The sequence below is a fragment of the Vogesella sp. XCS3 genome (genome assembly GCF_020616155.1).
Taxonomy (GTDB): domain Bacteria; phylum Pseudomonadota; class Gammaproteobacteria; order Burkholderiales; family Chromobacteriaceae; genus Vogesella.
The window spans coordinates 20,342-36,664 of record NZ_CP085530.1; the positions used below are offsets into that span (position 1 = coordinate 20,342).

Annotated in this window: 17 protein-coding genes; 14 read left to right on the forward strand and 3 right to left on the reverse strand. The window is 61.9% G+C overall.

Annotated elements, in window-relative coordinates:
* Positions 1-17 precede the first annotated feature (17 nt).
* The 11 genes from rfaD to LCH97_RS18760 all read left to right on the forward strand — a co-directional run bounded on the left by rfaD (position 18) and on the right by LCH97_RS18760 (position 10,427).
* Positions 18-1,013, forward strand: a complete 996-nt coding sequence (gene rfaD / locus LCH97_RS00125; RefSeq protein WP_227302826.1) for an ADP-glyceromanno-heptose 6-epimerase — start codon at positions 18-20, stop codon at positions 1,011-1,013.
* On the forward strand, positions 1,010-1,531 hold the full coding sequence (locus tag LCH97_RS00130; RefSeq protein ID WP_227302827.1) for an NUDIX hydrolase: 522 nt from the start codon (positions 1,010-1,012) through the stop codon (positions 1,529-1,531). The genes rfaD and LCH97_RS00130 overlap by 4 nt, the downstream gene beginning before the upstream one ends.
* A gap of 68 nt (positions 1,532-1,599) precedes the next feature.
* Complete coding sequence (nrdR, locus tag LCH97_RS00135; RefSeq protein WP_017509956.1) at positions 1,600-2,055, forward strand: transcriptional regulator NrdR; 456 nt, start codon at positions 1,600-1,602, stop codon at positions 2,053-2,055.
* Between the two features lie 99 nt (positions 2,056-2,154).
* Positions 2,155-2,694 carry a GNAT family N-acetyltransferase gene (locus LCH97_RS00140; RefSeq protein ID WP_227302828.1) on the forward strand — a complete coding sequence of 180 codons (540 nt, stop codon included), beginning with the start codon at positions 2,155-2,157 and terminating at the stop codon, positions 2,692-2,694.
* 57 nt (positions 2,695-2,751) lie between these two features.
* The gene (locus LCH97_RS00145) at positions 2,752-3,294 is read left to right on the forward strand and encodes a GNAT family N-acetyltransferase (RefSeq protein WP_227302829.1); all 543 of its coding nucleotides are present in this window, start codon (positions 2,752-2,754) and stop codon (positions 3,292-3,294) included.
* Positions 3,294-4,421, forward strand: a complete 1,128-nt coding sequence (ribD, locus tag LCH97_RS00150) for a bifunctional diaminohydroxyphosphoribosylaminopyrimidine deaminase/5-amino-6-(5-phosphoribosylamino)uracil reductase RibD (protein ID WP_227302830.1) — start codon at positions 3,294-3,296, stop codon at positions 4,419-4,421. Before LCH97_RS00145 ends, ribD begins: the two co-directional genes overlap by 1 nt.
* 7 nt (positions 4,422-4,428) lie before the next feature.
* On the forward strand, positions 4,429-5,487 hold the full coding sequence (locus LCH97_RS00155) for a malate/lactate/ureidoglycolate dehydrogenase (protein WP_227302831.1): 1,059 nt from the start codon (positions 4,429-4,431) through the stop codon (positions 5,485-5,487).
* A gap of 12 nt (positions 5,488-5,499) precedes the next feature.
* Positions 5,500-6,150, forward strand: a complete 651-nt coding sequence (locus LCH97_RS00160; RefSeq protein ID WP_227302832.1) for a hypothetical protein — start codon at positions 5,500-5,502, stop codon at positions 6,148-6,150.
* Positions 6,151-6,226: 76 nt separating this feature from the next.
* Positions 6,227-7,717, forward strand: a complete 1,491-nt coding sequence (locus LCH97_RS00165) for a carboxypeptidase M32 (protein WP_227302833.1) — start codon at positions 6,227-6,229, stop codon at positions 7,715-7,717.
* A 310-nt stretch (positions 7,718-8,027) separates the two neighbouring features.
* On the forward strand, positions 8,028-8,960 hold the full coding sequence (locus LCH97_RS00170; protein WP_227302834.1) for a sensor domain-containing diguanylate cyclase: 933 nt from the start codon (positions 8,028-8,030) through the stop codon (positions 8,958-8,960).
* Positions 8,961-9,071: 111 nt separating this feature from the next.
* Entirely contained in the window at positions 9,072-10,427 is a 1,356-nt protein-coding gene (locus LCH97_RS18760; protein WP_304956719.1) for a PAS domain-containing protein, read from the forward strand.
* A gap of 121 nt (positions 10,428-10,548) precedes the next feature.
* On the opposite strand, the gene LCH97_RS00185 is transcribed toward LCH97_RS18760, so the two are convergent.
* Both LCH97_RS00185 and LCH97_RS00190 read right to left on the reverse strand, forming a co-directional pair.
* Positions 10,549-11,133, reverse strand: a complete 585-nt coding sequence (locus tag LCH97_RS00185; protein WP_227302835.1) for a cold shock domain-containing protein — start codon at positions 11,131-11,133, stop codon at positions 10,549-10,551.
* A gap of 43 nt (positions 11,134-11,176) precedes the next feature.
* Positions 11,177-12,622: a PLP-dependent aminotransferase family protein gene (locus LCH97_RS00190; protein ID WP_227302836.1), complete on the reverse strand. Its 1,446-nt coding sequence runs from the start codon at positions 12,620-12,622 to the stop codon at positions 11,177-11,179.
* A 153-nt stretch (positions 12,623-12,775) separates the two neighbouring features.
* On the opposite strand from LCH97_RS00190, the gene LCH97_RS00195 reads away from it, so the two are divergent.
* The 3 genes from LCH97_RS00195 (at position 12,776) to LCH97_RS00205 (ending at position 14,919) form a co-directional block, all read left to right on the forward strand.
* The gene (locus LCH97_RS00195; RefSeq protein WP_227302837.1) at positions 12,776-13,384 is read left to right on the forward strand and encodes a LysE family translocator; all 609 of its coding nucleotides are present in this window, start codon (positions 12,776-12,778) and stop codon (positions 13,382-13,384) included.
* On the forward strand, positions 13,385-14,080 hold the full coding sequence (locus LCH97_RS00200) for an aspartate/glutamate racemase family protein (RefSeq protein ID WP_227302838.1): 696 nt from the start codon (positions 13,385-13,387) through the stop codon (positions 14,078-14,080).
* 77 nt (positions 14,081-14,157) lie between these two features.
* Positions 14,158-14,919, forward strand: a complete 762-nt coding sequence (locus LCH97_RS00205) for an ABC transporter substrate-binding protein (RefSeq protein WP_227302839.1) — start codon at positions 14,158-14,160, stop codon at positions 14,917-14,919.
* A gap of 35 nt (positions 14,920-14,954) precedes the next feature.
* On the opposite strand, the gene LCH97_RS00210 is transcribed toward LCH97_RS00205, so the two are convergent.
* Positions 14,955-16,235, reverse strand: a complete 1,281-nt coding sequence (locus LCH97_RS00210) for an NAD(P)/FAD-dependent oxidoreductase (protein ID WP_227302840.1) — start codon at positions 16,233-16,235, stop codon at positions 14,955-14,957.
* Positions 16,236-16,323 lie beyond the last annotated feature (88 nt).

Consider the following 16,323-nt stretch of genomic DNA (forward strand, 5'->3'; position numbering starts at 1 on the left):
GCATATAAGGAACAAGCATGACTATCGTAGTGACCGGTGCGGCCGGCTTTATCGGCTCCAATATCGTGAAGGCGCTGAACGCGCGCGGCGAAACCGACATCCTTGCGGTGGATAACCTCAGCAAGGGTGACAAGTTTGTCAACCTGGTGGGCTGCGAAATCAGCGACTACCTGGACAAGCAGGACTTCATCAGCCTGATCGGCAGTGGCGATTTCGACGGTGAAATCACCGCCATCCTGCATCAGGGTGCCTGCTCCGACACCATGAACCACGACGGCAAGTACATGATGGAGAACAACTACCAGTACACGCTGGAGCTGTTCGAATTCTGCCAGGCCGAGGAAATCCCCTTCCTGTACGCCAGCAGCGCCGCCACCTACGGCAAGGGCACTACCTTCAAGGAAGACCGCCAGTACGAAGGCCCGCTCAATGTGTACGGCTACTCCAAGTTCCTGTTCGACCAGATCCTGCGCCGCCGCATGGCCGAAGGCCTGACCGCACAAGTGGCCGGCTTTCGCTACTTCAACGTGTACGGCCCGCAAGAGCAGCACAAAGGCCGCATGGCTTCGGTGGCCTTCCACAACTTCAACCAGTACCGCGAAACCGGCAAGGTGAAGCTGTTTGGCGGCTACGACGGCTACGCCGACGGCACGCAGAGCCGCGATTTCGTGTCGGTGGAAGACGTGGTGAAGGTGAACCTGTACTTCCTGGATAACCCGGACAAGAGCGGCATCTTCAACCTGGGTTCCGGCCGTGCGCAGCCGTTCAACGACGTGGCCGTGGCCACCGTCAACGCCTGCCGCCGCCACGAAGGCAAGCCGGCACTGACGCTGCCCGAGCTGGTAGAGCAGGGCATTCTGGAATACATCGACTTCCCGGACGCGCTGAAAGGCAAGTACCAGAGCTTCACCCAGGCCGATATCGGCAAGCTGCGCAGCGCCGGTTACAGCGATGCCATGCTCACCGTAGAGCAGGGCGTGGACCGCTACGTGGACTGGCTGATGAGCCGATGAGTCGCCACGCCGCCCTGCCGGTACGCGTGGCAGCGCGTTTGCTGCTGCGCGACCCCGACGGGCGGGTGCTGCTGTTCCCTTACCGGCCGCCCGCACAGGGCGGCCGTATTGTTTACTGGTTCACTCCTGGCGGTGGCGTGCACGCCGGCGAAAGCCTGGCGCAGGCCGCCTGCCGCGAATGCCTGGAGGAAACGGGCTACGCGCTGGCCGACCCTGGCGAGCCACTGGCGCGGCGGCAGTTTGCCATGCGCCTGCCGGACGGGGGCGAGGTGTGGGCCGACGAGCATTACTTTCACGTACGGGTTGGCCGCATCGCCCTGCAACAGGATGGCTGGAGCGTGCAGGAGCGCGCCAGCATGGGCGCGGGGCGCTGGTTTGATGCGGCCGAGCTGGCTCACCCGCCAGAGCCTGTTTTTCCAGAACACCTGCCGGCCATGCTGGCAGCAGCCGATGCGCGCGACGCACGGGCCGCGCCACCTGACGTGCGCGATGGCGACACGCTTGTGCCCAAAAAATGAGCATTACTGTTGCCAGGCGGCGATAGCTGATAACATCAGGCTATTGAAATTGCCAGGATTGTAAAGCCATGAAATGCCCCTTCTGCGGCTGCGCCGATACCCAGGTGGTAGATTCCCGCGTCAGCGAAGACGGCAGCAGCATACGTCGCCGCCGCCGCTGTACCAGCTGCGACAAGCGCTTTACAACCTTTGAAACCGCCGAAGTCCGCATGCCGCAAGTGGTAAAAACCGGCGGCCACCGCACCGAATTCGACGTGGAGAAGGTACGCACCAGTTTCCTGCGCGCGCTGCACAAGCGCCCGGTGTCCACCCCGCTGGTAGACGACGCCATCAACCGCATCAGCCAGCGCCTGTTGCAGCTGGGCGAGCGCGAGGTGTCCAGCCGCTATATCGGCGAAATGGTAATGAACGAGCTGGCCAAGCTGGATAAAGTGGCTTACGTGCGCTTTGCTTCGGTGTACAAGAGCTTCCAGGATATTTCCGAGTTCACCGACGCCATCGAGGAAATACAGGGCAAAGGCTAAGGCCGGCCCAGGCCGTAGCAGCCGCCATGGTGCGGTGAACCAGACAACCCTGTCGTGCGCGGCAGGGTTTTTCATACCTGGAACTTAAGGGGGAAGGACGTGAATACTTGCCTGCGACCAGTGGCCGAGCAGGATGCCGCTGCGCTGTTTGCGCTGGTGGACGCCCACCGCGCCGCGCTGGCGAGCTGGCTGCCGTGGGTGGCGGCCACCCATAGCCAGCAAGATAGCCTGGCTTTTCTGCAGCATAGCGCGGTGGCGCGCCAGCAAGGCAGCCAGTACGACTGGCTGATTCTGGTGGATGGCCAGCTGGCCGGCGTGTGCGGTCTGCATAGCGTGTCTGCGGCCAACCGCCGTGCTTGTGTGGGTTACTGGCTGGCGCCACCTTACGTTGGCCGCGGCGTGATGCAGGCGGCGTTGCAGCAGCTGTGCGGGCAGGCATTTGGCACGCTGGGTCTACAGCGCCTCGTAATCGACCCGGCACTGGCGAATGTGCGCAGCATCGCGGTGGCGCAGCGTGCAGGCTTCCGTTTCGAGGGCATACTGCGCCAGCATTTATGGCTGCACGGCCAGGCGCACGACGCTGCCTGCTACAGCCTGCTGGCCACGGAATGGGCAGTACGCCAGCATGGGCAGGCTTGACGATGGCTGGCGGCCAACCTTAGTCTGTTGGCTCGCACTTCCATAAGAAAGCCTGACATGACCTCCGCCGTTACCCTACGCCCGCTTGAACCTGCCGACGCCGATGCGTTGTTCTCCCTCGTCGATAGCAGCCGCGATAGCCTGTCGCAGTGGCTGCCCTGGGTGGATACCACCCGCAGCGCCGCCGATTCGCTTACCTTCATCCAGCATACCCAAGCCGAGCGCGACGCCGGCCGCGTTCATACCTGGCTGATTCTGGCCGACGGCCAGCCCGCTGGCGTGTGCGACCTGCACGGCGTGAGCTTGCTGAACCTGCATGGCTCTATCGGCTACTGGCTGGCCGATGCCTACGTTGGCCGCGGCTATCTGCCACAGGCGCTGGCCCAGGTGCTGCATACCGCGTTTGCCGAGCTGGGTCTGAACCGTGTGGATATCGTGAGTGCGGCGGCCAACCTGCGCAGCTGCGCGGTGGCAGAGCGTAGCGGCTTTACCCAGGAAGGCGTGCTGCGCGGCTATCTGCGTATCCGCGAGCGTTTCTGGGATGCCCGCATCTACAGCCTGCTGGCAGCCGACTGGCGTGCCGCGCAAGGGCAGGCATGATGAGCGAGCCACTTGGCCTGCTGCCGCAAGATTTCCCCTATATGCAGCAGGCCTTGCGCCTGGCTGCCGCGGCGACCCGCCGTGCCGCGCCCAACCCCGGCGTCGGTTGCGTGCTGGTGCGCGATGGCCAGGTGATAGGCGAGGGCGCTACCCTGCGTGTCGGGGGCGATCATGCCGAAATCCAGGCTATCAAGGACTGCTACGCCCGTGGCCATAGCCCGGCCGGCGCCACCGCCTACGTCACGCTGGAGCCGTGCAGCCATTATGGCCGTACCCCGCCGTGTGCCGAGCGGCTGATCAAGGAAAACATCGGCCGCGTGGTGGCCGCCATGGTGGACCCGTACCACGAAGTAGCCGGGCGCGGCATTGCCATGCTCAACGCGGCCGGCATTCCGGCGGTGGCCGGCTGCCTGCAAGCCGAGGCACAGTACGTGCACCGTGGTTTCCTGTCGCGTGTTACGCGCCAGCGCCCCTGGGTCACGCTGAAGGCCGCCGCTACGCTGGATGGTAAGACGGCGCTGCTCAATGGCGTCAGCCAGTGGATTACCGGCCCCGACGCCCGCCGCGACGTGCAGCAGCTGCGTGCGGCCAACTGTGCCATGCTCACCGGCAGTGGTACTGTGCTGGCCGACGACCCGCAGCTCACCGTGCGCGATGTGGCCGTGCCGCGCCAGCCGCTGCGCGTGGTGGTGGACAGCCAACTGGCCACGCCGCCCGCTGCACGCATTTACGATACTGCCGTGGCGCCCACCCTGCTGGTGACTGCGGTGGCGGATGCCACGCTGCATGCGCCGTATCTGGCCCGCGGCGTACAAATACGTGTGTTGCCTGCGCCAGATCAGCACGTGGATTTGCCGGCACTGCTACAAAGCCTGGCGGCCGATGGCATCAACCAGCTGATGGTGGAGGCCGGTGCCGGCCTGAACGGTGCCTTGGTGCAAGCCGGGCTGGTGGACGACATCGTGCTCTACCTGGCGCCTTATCTGGCTGGTGACGCAGCCCGTGGCCTGTTTGCCTGGCCGGCGCTACAGTCGCTGGACGACAAGCTGGCGCTGCATATCCGTGATACCCGCATGGTGGGGCGTGATCTGCGCCTGACTTTGCAACCTGACTCTAACCCGAGCTGATCCCCGCATGCTGCTGACCGAACACACCCTGTACCGTCTGGCCCACGCCACTTTGCTGGCCCTGGGTTCTAGCAATGAAGAAGCCGCCGTGGTGGCGCAACACCTGGTGGAGGCCAACCTGAAAGGCCACCCCAGCCACGGCGTGGGCATGTTGCCGTTTTATGTGGAAAGTGTGCGCAACGGCACCTTGCAGCCGGGCGAGCCGGCCTGGCTGCTGAACGATAGCGGCGCCATCCTGCAGTTTGACGGCGAGCGCGGTTACGGCCAGCGCGTGGTGCGCGAAGCGGTGGACGCTGCCATCGAGCGTGTGGCGCAGACCGGCATCGTGCTGCTGACCGTGCGCAACAGCCACCATATGGGCCGCATTGGCAGCTATGGCGAGCAGGTGGCGGCCGCGGGCAAGGTGGGTTTGTTCTTTGTCAACGTCACCGACTTTCCGCAGCCGCTGGTGGCCCCGTTTGGCGGCTCTGCCGCGCGCTTTGGTACCAACCCCTTGTGCGTGGCGTTTCCGGCAGGCGAGCGCGAGCCACCGTTCATTCTGGATTTCGCCACCAGCATGGTGGCCTACGGCAAGACGCGGGTCGCCTATCTGGCGGGTAAGACGTTTGACGAAGAAGTCATGCTGGACGCAGCCGGCCAGCCTACGGCCAACCCTGCGGCCATGCACGAGCAGCCTACCGGAGCGCTGCGCCCCATCGCGGCGCACAAGGGCGGTGGCCTGGTGGCGGCTATCGAGTTTCTGGCCGGCCTGCTGTCGGGCGGGGGCACCCTGCAGCCGGGCAATGCCCGCCTGGGCGGCATCATGAACAACCTGACCGCCGTCATCATCGACCCGGAAGCCGTCGCCGACGTAAGCTGGTTACGTGAGGAATACGATGCCATGGCCGCCTATATCCGCAGCTCGCCAGCCCCGGCCGGGCAAGCGCCGCTGATGCTGGCCGGCCAGCCGGAGCGCCAGCGCGCAGCAGACGCCGCCGTACACGGTGTAGAGATGTCAGATAATGAATGGGCAGCCATACTGGGTGCTGCGCGTAGTGCAGGGGTGCCCGCCCCCGAGCTGTTGTAAGGAAGCAAGACCATGCCTCAGGACAAGATGGACGACGCACTGGACGCCTACCTGCGTCTCTTGGACAGCAAAGGTGCCGATGCCGAGGTCATCGCTTATCGCCGCCGCATTCTGGCTAGGCTGAACCAGATTTTACGCAGCCAGCGCGGCGGTACGGATATCTACCGCGCCGCCGTGGACGCCTTGCTGTCGCTATGCCCGCCGGGCGACCGCGCCGGCGCCATGACCGCAGCGCGCGAGTACTATTATTTCTGGCTGGATGACGTCAAAAAGCTGGCCGCGCTGAACGCCCGTGACGGCTTTACCACCCACCATATCCGGCTGCCGGCGCACGGCAGTTTTGAAAGCCTGCAGCAGCGTATGCAGAGCGACGGCTTTACCCAGTACCCGCCCTCGCTGGATATTTATCTGGGCCAGCTGTACGAGCTGGGCTCGGATGAAAGCATGCTGGCCGAGCGCGGCGAGCTGATTCGCCCGCTGCTCTACCTGCTGCATGGCCACCCGCACCACCCGGATAGCTTTCGTACCGCCATTGATGCCATGCTGCTGCACCTGGGCGACAGCCAGGCGCGTGATACCTTCCTGATTATTGCGCGCGAATTTTTCTACTACTGGATATCGTTTCCCGACGCCGGCGTACGCGCCGCACCGCGCCCGGCCTGAGCCCGTCCGAACAGACAATTGCCGCACTGCGCGGCTGCAGGCATCATCAGAGCCTTGTTTATCCAAGGTGCCTGCCATGACCCACTCCGCTTACCCGCAGCTGGAAACCGCCTTTACCCGCCTGTACCGCTACCAGCACCTGGCCGCTATCGCCGGCTGGGATCAGGCTGCCATGATGCCATCCAAAGGTAACGATGCCCGCGCGGCAGCCATGGCAGAGCTGCAGGTGCTGATGCACCACACGCTGACCGACCCGGCCTTGCGCGGCCTGTTCGATGCGGCCAACAGCGAAGCACTGACGCCGGTACAGCAAGCCAGCCTGCGCGAGATGCGCCGCGAGTGGCAAAATGCCAACCTGTTGCCCGCCAGCCTGGTCGAGGCCAAAAGCCTGGCCGGCAGCCGCTGCGAGCACGCCTGGCGTAGCCAGCGCAAAGCCAACGACTGGCAAGGCTTTCTGCAGAACTTCCGCGAGGTGGTCAAGCTGTCGCGCGAGGAAGCGCAATACCTGTCCGACGCCACCGGCGTATCGCGCTACGACGCCCTGATGAACCTGTACGAGCCAGGCATGAACAGCGCCGAAGTGCAGCGCATTTTCGACGACGTGAAAAGCTGGCTGCCAGGCCTGATCCGCGACACCATGCAAAAGCAGGCGGGCGAACAGGTACTGCAAGCGCAGGGCCCGTTTGCCATCGAAGCGCAGCGCGCGCTGGGTATCGAGGTGATGGGGGTGCTGGGCTTCGACTTTGACGCAGGCCGCCTCGACGTATCGGTGCACCCGTTCTGCGGTGGCGTCGCCGAAGACGTGCGCATTACCACCCGTTACCGGGACGACGATTTCGTGCAAAGCCTGATGGGCATCGTGCACGAAACGGGCCACGCCCGTTACGAGCAAGGCTTGCCGCGCGAGCTGGCGCATCTGCCCGTAGGCCACGCCCGCTCCATGGGCATACACGAAAGCCAGAGCCTGTCGTTTGAAATGCAGCTGGGCCGTAACCCGGCCTTCTTGCAGCTGATTGCGCCGCTGGTGAAAAAGCACCTGGGCGAGCAACCGGCTTTCGATGCGGCCAACCTGGGCCTGCTGTACAGCCGTGTCCGCCCAGGCTATATCCGTGTCGATGCCGACGAGCTGACCTATCCGGCGCACGTGATTCTGCGCTTCGAGATCGAGCGTGCGCTGATCGAAGGCGAGATCGAGGCCGAAGATATTCCGGCGCTGTGGGATGAAAAAATGATGGCCTATCTGGGCGTGGATACCCGCGGCAATTACCAGAATGGCTGCCTGCAGGATATTCACTGGACCGATGGCAGCTTTGGCTACTTCCCTAGCTACACGCTGGGTGCCATGTATGCAGCGCAGTACTTTGCCACCATCCGCCAGCAATACCCGGATCTGGATAGCCGTATTGCTGCTGGCGACCTGGCACCGGTATTTGACTGGCTACAGGCCAATATCTGGCAGCAGGCCAGTTTGTGGAGCACGCCGGAGCTGGTACGCCGTGCCACCGGTGAAAGCCTGAACCCTGCGCATTTCCGCGCGCATTTACAGGCGCGTTATCTGGGCGGCTAATGGCTATATTTGCCCGAGCTGTGTGTGAGCATATTATGCTGACAATGCGCAGTTAATCGGAATAATACCCCGCATAAATCACTTCCTCGGAAGATGTGCGGGGTGTTTTACATATAACGCTTTATAAGTTATGTGTTTAATATGCGCTGTATGTATCGAAATAAAAGAAGATGTGATGTCACTATTTCACCCTTGCTTAATTAGCAGTATAAATCTTTATAAAGGGGCGTAGCGACACGCCCGGATATCATAAGAACATCATCACACGAGGCAGGCGCTAGCGCGCACTGTGGCCTGACAGGGGAGAAACATGTCGACGGGGCAGCAAGTTTTGGCACCTTACGACATCGAAAAGGTGCTGTTTCATAGCCTGGATGTGATACCCATCCCGGCGCTGGTTTCTACCTCGGACCCAGCTCTGGAGGGCAAACGTAACCATCTGTTCATCAACAAGGCCTTCTTGCAGCAGATCGGCTACACCGCCGAGGAAATGCCCGATATGCTCAGCTGGTTCCAGCTGGCGTATCCCGACCCTGTTTACCGGCAACAGGTTATTCGCGAGTGGCAAGAGGCCGTAGAAGACAGCCTGGCGCGGGGTGAAAATGTTGCCGAGACCAGTGCCATGGTGCGTTGCAAGAGTGGCGAGCGGCGCTGGTTTATCGTCGCCGCACAGATCAAGGCCGAGGTCTTGCCATCCTGGCATATCGTTACTTTTCGCGATGTGCACGATCTGCATTGCATGGTGGAAGAAAACCGCCGCCTGTCCATTACCGACACGCTTACCCAGCTGGCTAACCGCCGCGAGGCGCAGATGCAGCTGGAGCTTGCCCGCAATGCCTTCTTGCACCGCGACCAGCCATTTAGCGTCCTGCTATGCGATGTCGATTATTTCAAGGCGCTGAATGACCGTTTCGGCCACAGCTGTGGCGACGAGGCGTTGTGCCTGTTGTCTGCTACCTTGCAAGCTTGCGCGCGTCAGGGCGACTGTGTGGCGCGTTGGGGCGGGGAAGAGTTCCTGCTGTTGCTGCCTGCTACCAACTTGTCGGGTGCCATTGTCATGGCGCAGCGCATTCGCAGCCTGGTCGCACAAATTACCTTGCCGTGGGAGAACGCGCCTTCGCTGAGTGTAAGCATAGGCTGTGCCACCATGATGCCCGAGCTGACGCTGGATAGCCTGATCCAGCAGGCCGACATGGCGTTGTATCGAGCCAAGGCGGCCGGCCGCAATTGTGTGATGGCCTGATCGTTTTACTGTGGCATGGCTTGTCTCTACTTTTATTAAATTTTATTGAAAACAAGCCTTAAGCGTAGTTATACGGATGGCCGCCATATTGCGCTGCACTATGCTCAAATCATGTCAAACCTTCTGGGGCTCATGATGTGGTTCAGCAATAGACTGATAGCGCAGCTGGAAAGCGCGGCAGAGGCAGCGCTGGGCGGGCAGGTGGCGGACTGGCAGCTACAGGGCAACAGCCGCTGGCAGAGCCTGGGCGGCAAGCTGCAGCAATTGTGGCTGCACCTGCACGGTACCGCCCAGCAAGAGGCAGACCGCAGCCGTATCCTGGCTGATCAGCTTGCAGCGCAGCAGGCACAGCTGCTGCAGGTGCAGCAAACACTGGATCTGGTGCAGGGGCGGTTTGCCCTGGTGAGCCAGGCGGCCTCCGAAGGTTTGTGGGACATGAGCGTAGAAGCTGGCGATGCGCTTAACCCCAATAATGTTTTCTGGTGGTCGGGGCAGTTTCGCGCCTTGCTGGGTTTTCGCGACGAGCGTGATTTCCCCGATGTGCTGGGTAGCTGGTCCAGCCGCTTGCACCCGGAAGACAAGGACCGCACTCTCAATGCCTTTGCGGCCCACTTGGGCGACCGCAGCGGGCGCACGCCTTACGATATCGAATACCGCCTGCAACACCGCGATGGCAGCTATCGCTGGTTTCGTGCGCGCGGTGCCACCTTGCGAGACACCCAAGGTGTGCCATTACGCGTAGCCGGCTCGCTGGTGGATATTCACGAGCATAAGCAGCAGCAGGCAGCGCTGGCACGCAGTATGGCCAGATTCGAGCTAGGTTGCCGTATGCTGGCCGAGGGGCTGTGGGATATGGAGGTCACCACTGACAACCCGCTGAATCCGGACAATGCCTTTTGGTGGTCGCAGCAGTTTCGCGAGCTGCTAGGCTTTCGCGACGAAACCGACTTCCCCAATGTGCTGAACAGCTGGGCCAGCCGCCTGCACCCCGAGGACAAAGAGCGGACGCTGGCATCTTTTGCGGCACACCTGGGCGACCGCAGCGGCCAGACCGGCTATGACGTGGAATACCGGCTGCAGCACAAGGATGGCAGCTACCGCTGGTTCCGCGCGCGTGGTGAAACCCAGCGCAATGCCGACGGCACACCTTTGCGGGTGGTCGGTGCGCTGATCGACATCGATGCCGAGAAGCGCTCGGCGGCATTAAGCGAGGAAAGTTTGCAGCGCCAGCAGCTGGAACAAAGTCTGCAGCGTATCGGCACCATTGTCGGTACGATCCAGTCGGTGGCGGACCAGACCAATCTGCTGGCGCTGAATGCCGCCATCGAGGCTGCGCGGGCTGGCGAGGCCGGGCGCGGCTTTGCCGTGGTGGCCGATGAGGTACGCAAGCTGGCCGAGCGTACGCGCAATGCCACGCAAGACGTTACCGAGCTGATGAGCCAGCACGCCGGCAAACCTGCTGGTTAGGCGGTTCGCCAGATACTTGGCCGTGCTGGCCCGCAATGCAGGTGCGGTGCGGCCATTTTCATGCAATCTGGCGAGTGGTTTGTATGCCGCGAGCCAGGCTGCGCACTGCCACTTTAGCTGCTTAATGCCCGAATTGCTGCTCGCACGGTTCGCCATCTCCATCGCCATCCATTTTTACCCCGGGGCAGTGCGCCAGAAAATACAGCGCCTCGTTGCGGGAGGTCATTTGCGAGCAATAAATGCGCTGGTCGCACTGAAAGTGCGTACCGCCAGGAGCCAATGGTTCCGCAGGCAGGCTGCCAAGCGGTGCCGGCGTGCTGTGTGCCTGCGTCAGCAGCTGGCGGGCACGGTAGTATTCCTTTATGCCATAGCCGATAGCAGCTACCGCCAGCAGGATGAGCAGGGTGTTCAATAGTTGGCCGCGTCGCCGCCGTTTGCTGGTGTGAGCGGGGCGTACCGGGCGTATCGTTACCGGTTTTGCGGGGGCTTTAGGCAGGAATTTTTCGCTGTAGACATGGTTGGCCGCAGATTTGCCGTTTTGCGCTGCCGTGAGCTCGAACGACACGACCCAGCCTGTCTGTGGCCGTATGGCACCGCGGGGGCAATCGCTGATGTGGAAGAAAACCCTGTCGCCGTTATCTTCGCGCGTAATGAAGCCGTAGCCTTTTTCATCCAGCCAGTGTGTGATGGTGCCTTGATAACGCAATGGATACCCCTTGTGCATAATATTTGCATTATGCCATGCAATTTTATTGCTGGGGGGGCGTTCCTACCTTGCACTGTGCCGCCAGCTCGCCCACGGTGCGCAAGGCACTGATGAAGCGCTCGTCCAGCGGCTGGCAGCATGACAGCCGTAGCGCGTTGCGGTAGCGGCCACTGGGTGAGTACAGCGGGCCAGGCGAAATACTGATGCGCTCGTGTATGGCTAGGTCAAACAGGCGGACGGTGTCGTAGCCATCCGGTAGCTCCACCCAGATAAGAAAGCCGCCGCTGGGGTGCGTGGCGCGGGTACCGGGCGGAAAATGGGCGGCAATCAGCGCGCGAACCTTGTCGATGTGCAGCGTATAGCGGCGCTTCAGCGAGCGCAGATGGTGGTCGTAGCCGCCCGATTCCAGAAACGCGCCCAGGGTCTCGCACAGTACCAGCGGCTCGGCAATCGAGCTGGCAAATTTCAGCTTCTTGATCTGGGCAGCAAAACGCCCGCCTTCCAGCCAGCCCACGCGAAAGTCCGGCGCCAGCGTCTTGGTGTAGCTGGCACACACGATCACCCAGCCATCCTGGTCGTAGGCTTTCACTGCCGGCTGCAGTGCGTCGCCAAACTGCAGCTCGGCGTATAGCGCGTCCTCGATCAGCGGTACCTGGTAGCGGTTGACCAGTGCGGCCAACCTTTTCTTGTTGTCGGTGGACATGCTGCAGCCCAGCGGGTTGTGCACATTGGGCATCGCCACCACCGCCTGCAGCCGTTTTTCGGCCAGCAGCATTTCCAGCGCATCCAGCGACAGGCCGTGTTGCGGGTCGGTCGGGATCTCGACCGCTTTAAGCCCCAGGCTGGCAAACAGTGGCAGCAGGTTGAAATAGGTGGGGGATTCGATACCCACGGTGTCGCCGTGGCGGCATACCGCGCGCAGTGCCAGCTGTAGCGCTTCCATGGCGCCGTGGGTCAGGATGATGTTATCGGCCTGCAGCGCCATGCCCAGCTCCAGCCCGCGCCGCGCGATCTGGGTTCGTAGCCGCTCCGAGCCGGGTGGCAGCGCGTAGTTGCTCACCAGCCCGGGGTTTTTACGCAGCACCTGGCCCATCAGCCTGGCTAGCTTGCCGGCCGGGTAGAAGTCGCCGCCGCGCGGGCAGGCCAGCGCCATGTCGATATAGCCCGGCGTTTGCTGCGCCTGCAGCGCCGCACCGATCAGGTCCAGCACTGCGCCATCGGTACCCTGCGCCGGCCCGGCTTCGCGCAGTGCGGCGCGCGCCGGCGAGGCCAGCCGTGCTTTCACGTAATAGCCGGACTGCGGCCGCGCTTCCACCAGCCCCCGGTCTTCCAGCACGCGGTAAGCGGCCACCACGGTATTCAGCGACAACTGGCGGCTGTGCGCGGTCTTGCGTACCGACGGCAAGCGCGAGCCGGGGGGCAGGGTGCCGCGGTTGATGGCGCTGGACAGATCGTCGGCCAGTTGCTGATACAGGGTAGCGTTTTCCATAGCGGGCTCGCGGGCGTGACAGTAGGGTGGAAAATACAGGGTGACAGTGGTGTGTGGAAGCAAACTGTCACCGTGACAATGATAAATTCTTGGTTCTGTAACCGGCAAGCGGCTTTCTCTACGATAGGGCTACACACACTACAGGGAGCTGCCATGCTGACCTTGCCACTACTGAGTTATGTCTCGCTGATGTCCATCACGCCTGGCCCCAACAACCTGATGTTGGCCGCATCGGGTGTCAATTTCGGTTTTCGCCGCAGCGTGCCGCACCTGCTGGGGATCAGCATCGGCCATGGCGTGCAGGTGCTGATAGTGGCTCTGCTGCTAGGCTGGGTGATGACGCTGCTGAACGACTGGCGCCTGCTGTTAAGCCTGACCGGCTGCGGCTATCTGTTCTGGCTATCGTGGCAGGTATGGCTGGCGGGTGCGCCAGAAGCCAAAGAGGCGGTCACGCCGATGAGCTTTCTGGGCGCTGCGGCGTTTCAGTGGGTAAACCCCAAGGCCTGGGTGATGGTGGTGAATACCAGCCTGCTGTTTCTGCCGGCGGCGGCAGGTTGGCCGCAGGCGCTGGCCTTGGCGGCGCTGTGCGCGCTGATCAACTTTCCCTGCATCTGCCTGTGGGCTGCGCTGGGCGAAGCGCTGCGCAGCTACTTGGGCCAGCCGCGTGCGCGCAGGCTGTTTAATGGCGTGATGGCGGGGCTGATGGCGGCAACGGCTGCCTGGTTATTGTGGGATGAACTGACATTGGCAAAGGTACTGTAAATGACGCAAAAGATACTGGGTTTGCTGGGCGGCATGAGCTGGGAATCCACCGCGCACTATTACGCGCAGATCAACCGCCATGTGCGAGACGTGCGCGGAGGCCTGCATTCGGCCCGTTTGCTACTGCATAGCGTCGATTTTGCACCCATTGCCGACATGCAGCGTCGTGCCGACTGGGCGGCGGCGGCACAGTTGCTAGGCGAGGCCGGGCGCGGCCTGGCTGCTGCCGGCGCCGGTGCGCTGCTGATTTGTACCAATACCATGCACAAGGTCGCGGCCCCGATAGAGGACATGGCCGGTATTCCGCTACTGCATATTGCCGACCCGACCATCGCGGCGCTGCGGGCGGCGGGTGTGGCGCGTGTTGGCTTGCTGGGTACCCGTTTTACCATGGAAGACGACTTCTATAGTGCCCGCCTGTGTAGCGCCGGCCTGCAGGTGTGCGTGCCCGATATGGACGACCGTACCGAGTTGCACCGCGTGATTTTTGAAGAACTATGTCTGGGTCAGCTGCACGAGGCCTCGCGTCAGCGTTTGCTGGCCATGGTGGCGCGTTTGCGTGCAGCAGGCGCAGAGGCGGTCATCCTGGGATGTACCGAGATTGCCATGCTGTTGACGCAGGACGCCACCGACATGCCACTGTACGACACCACCAGACTGCATGCCGATGCGGCGGCAGCATGGCTGCTTGGCTGATATTGTCTTAGTTTTTTTATCGAGGTTACGCATAATGAGAGTAGAGTTATTCTCACCCTCTGCGCTGCGAGCACGATATGAAAACGTTTTTTGCCTCGATGATACTGGGGGGCACCATGCTGTTATCGGGTGCTGCTGTTGCTAATCCGGTCGTCAGTGTCTGTGCAGAGCCTTGGGCACCATTTATCGACAGTGCACCAGATCAGCCAGCGGTTGGCTTGGCCGCCGAGGTGATCAGCCGGGTGGCCGACGCCAATAAACTGCGCGTGAAGTACATCTTCAAGTCGGCGGGGGCCTGTTTGCGCTTGGCGCGTCAGGGGCAGGTAGACATGCTGGCTTTTGCCAGCGCTGCCGATAGCCCGCCAGGGTGGATACAAACCCGGCAGCCGCTGGTGCATTGGGTACTAGGCGCCTGGGTCGGCGCCGGCAGCCCGCATCAGGCATTTGGCGGGCTGGATGCCTTCAGCAAGCAGCGTGTTGGCTGGGTTACCGCTTACGATTACCCCGATGCGCTCAAGCGCAAGCAGGACTGGCAGCGCGTGGATGTCATCGACACGGCGCGCGGCATGCGCATGCTGCTGGGCGGGCGGGTAGATGTGGTGTTTGACGACGGCCTCGCTGGCAGTAGCTTGCCCCCTGCGATGCGCGACAAAGTCCGCTTGCTCAAGCCATTGGTGGGAGGGGTCAGCCAGCCTATCAGCCTACGCCCCGGGCTGGCGGCCCTGCGTGACGGTATCGATGCGGAAGCCATGTTGTTGCGCAAGAATGGCCAGCTTGACGACTTCTACCAGCATTATTTCGATAATTCTCTTCAGCAGGTATTGAGCTCGCTGCATTGACGGCCTGCGTGTGCAGGCCGTTGGCCGGTAGCCGTTCAGTCATGGTGATCCAGCCGTTCGATACCCAGCAGCTTCAGTACGTATTTCTCGTAAACCGGTTCGGAAGAGCCGGTTTTCATTTTGTGCATGAAGTATTTCTCGAATGCCGCTTTGGCCAGATGCACCCATTTGCCCTTGGCGAACCAGTTCACATTGCGCGGCGGTAGCTGAGGCAGCGCCACAAAGGCAGCACCGGTGTCACCCATATCGGCCAGGCAGATGGCGTTCCAGCTTCCCTTGGCCTTCGCCGGCTGGCCATCCAGCTCCGCTTCGATGTTGTGCACGATAGCGGTGACCATAGTCTCGATCATATAGCCGGTTTTCGGCGCGCCGGTGGCTACCGGCGTGGCTTCTACCGGAGGAATGGCCACACAGACGCCGGCAGCAAAAATGTTGCGGTACTGTTTGCTGCGCTGGTACTCGTCGATCAGCACGAAGCCACGCGGGTTGCACAGCCCTTCCACCGCTGCAACCGGGTCGACGCCACGGAAGGCCGGCAGCATCATGCTGAAGGCAAAAGGCAAGGTGTGTTCTTTGCGCACATTGCCGTCATCCGTCAGCTCGGTAACGTGCATCTGGCCCGGATCTACCTGTGTGGTGCGGGCATTGCAGACCCACTTGATATCGTTATTGCGCAGCTCACTCTCCAGTACCGATTTGGAGTCGCCCACACCGCCTAAGCCCAGGTGGCCAATGTAAGGCTCGCTTGTCACATAGGTGATGGGGACTTTATGACGCAGCTTGCGCCGTCGCAGGTCGGTATTGACGATGAAGGCAAACTCGTAAGCCGGGCCAAAGCAGGACGCACCCGGCATGGCACCGATGATGATGGGACCCGGCTGCTTCAGAAAGGCCATGTAAGCCTCGTTGGCGTGCAAGGCGTGTTGCAGTGTGCAGATGGATTGGGTATAGCCCCCTGCCGGCCCGGCGCCGGGTACTTCGTCAAAGGCCAGTTTCGGGCCGGTGGTGATAACCAGATAGTCGTATCCCAGCTGTTGGCCGTCGGCCAGCGTAAGCTGGCTGTTGGCCGCATCGATGTGGCTGACCGGGCTGGCGATGAAGCCGATGCCCTTTTTTTCCAGATAGGGGCGGATAGGGAAAGAGATTTCCTCGGCCTCGCGCCAACCAACAGCGACCCACGGGTTGGATGGTACAAACTGGAAATGCTCGCTGTTATTCACTACGGTGATCTGGCAGCGTTTGCCCAGCTTTTCCTGAAGTTCGTACGCGGCGGGCATGCCCCCGGTTCCGGCACCAATCACGACGATCTGTTTCATGTCTTCTCCTTTAGCCAGCTTTACGGGCCGCTTTGTCATTTAATTAAAATACAAAAACGTATAATGTAAAGCGCTAAATTGACTGTGC

What these genes read in the sequence shown, in the direction of transcription:
- rfaD (WP_227302826.1), top strand. Translation starts at nt 18, where the DNA reads ATGACTATCGTAGTGACCGGTGCGGCCGGCTTTATCGGCTCCAATATC.
- LCH97_RS00130 (WP_227302827.1), top strand. Translation starts at nt 1,010, where the DNA reads ATGAGTCGCCACGCCGCCCTGCCGGTACGCGTGGCAGCGCGTTTGCTG.
- nrdR (WP_017509956.1), top strand. Translation starts at nt 1,600, where the DNA reads ATGAAATGCCCCTTCTGCGGCTGCGCCGATACCCAGGTGGTAGATTCC.
- LCH97_RS00145 (WP_227302829.1), top strand. Translation starts at nt 2,752, where the DNA reads ATGACCTCCGCCGTTACCCTACGCCCGCTTGAACCTGCCGACGCCGAT.
- ribD (WP_227302830.1), top strand. Translation starts at nt 3,294, where the DNA reads ATGAGCGAGCCACTTGGCCTGCTGCCGCAAGATTTCCCCTATATGCAG.
- LCH97_RS00155 (WP_227302831.1), top strand. Translation starts at nt 4,429, where the DNA reads ATGCTGCTGACCGAACACACCCTGTACCGTCTGGCCCACGCCACTTTG.
- LCH97_RS00160 (WP_227302832.1), top strand. Translation starts at nt 5,500, where the DNA reads ATGCCTCAGGACAAGATGGACGACGCACTGGACGCCTACCTGCGTCTC.
- LCH97_RS00165 (WP_227302833.1), top strand. Translation starts at nt 6,227, where the DNA reads ATGACCCACTCCGCTTACCCGCAGCTGGAAACCGCCTTTACCCGCCTG.
- LCH97_RS00170 (WP_227302834.1), top strand. Translation starts at nt 8,028, where the DNA reads ATGTCGACGGGGCAGCAAGTTTTGGCACCTTACGACATCGAAAAGGTG.
- LCH97_RS18760 (WP_304956719.1), top strand. Translation starts at nt 9,072, where the DNA reads ATGTCAAACCTTCTGGGGCTCATGATGTGGTTCAGCAATAGACTGATA.
- LCH97_RS00190 (WP_227302836.1), bottom strand. Translation starts at nt 12,622, where the DNA reads ATGGAAAACGCTACCCTGTATCAGCAACTGGCCGACGATCTGTCCAGC.
- LCH97_RS00195 (WP_227302837.1), top strand. Translation starts at nt 12,776, where the DNA reads ATGCTGACCTTGCCACTACTGAGTTATGTCTCGCTGATGTCCATCACG.
- LCH97_RS00200 (WP_227302838.1), top strand. Translation starts at nt 13,385, where the DNA reads ATGACGCAAAAGATACTGGGTTTGCTGGGCGGCATGAGCTGGGAATCC.
- LCH97_RS00205 (WP_227302839.1), top strand. Translation starts at nt 14,158, where the DNA reads ATGAAAACGTTTTTTGCCTCGATGATACTGGGGGGCACCATGCTGTTA.
- LCH97_RS00210 (WP_227302840.1), bottom strand. Translation starts at nt 16,235, where the DNA reads ATGAAACAGATCGTCGTGATTGGTGCCGGAACCGGGGGCATGCCCGCC.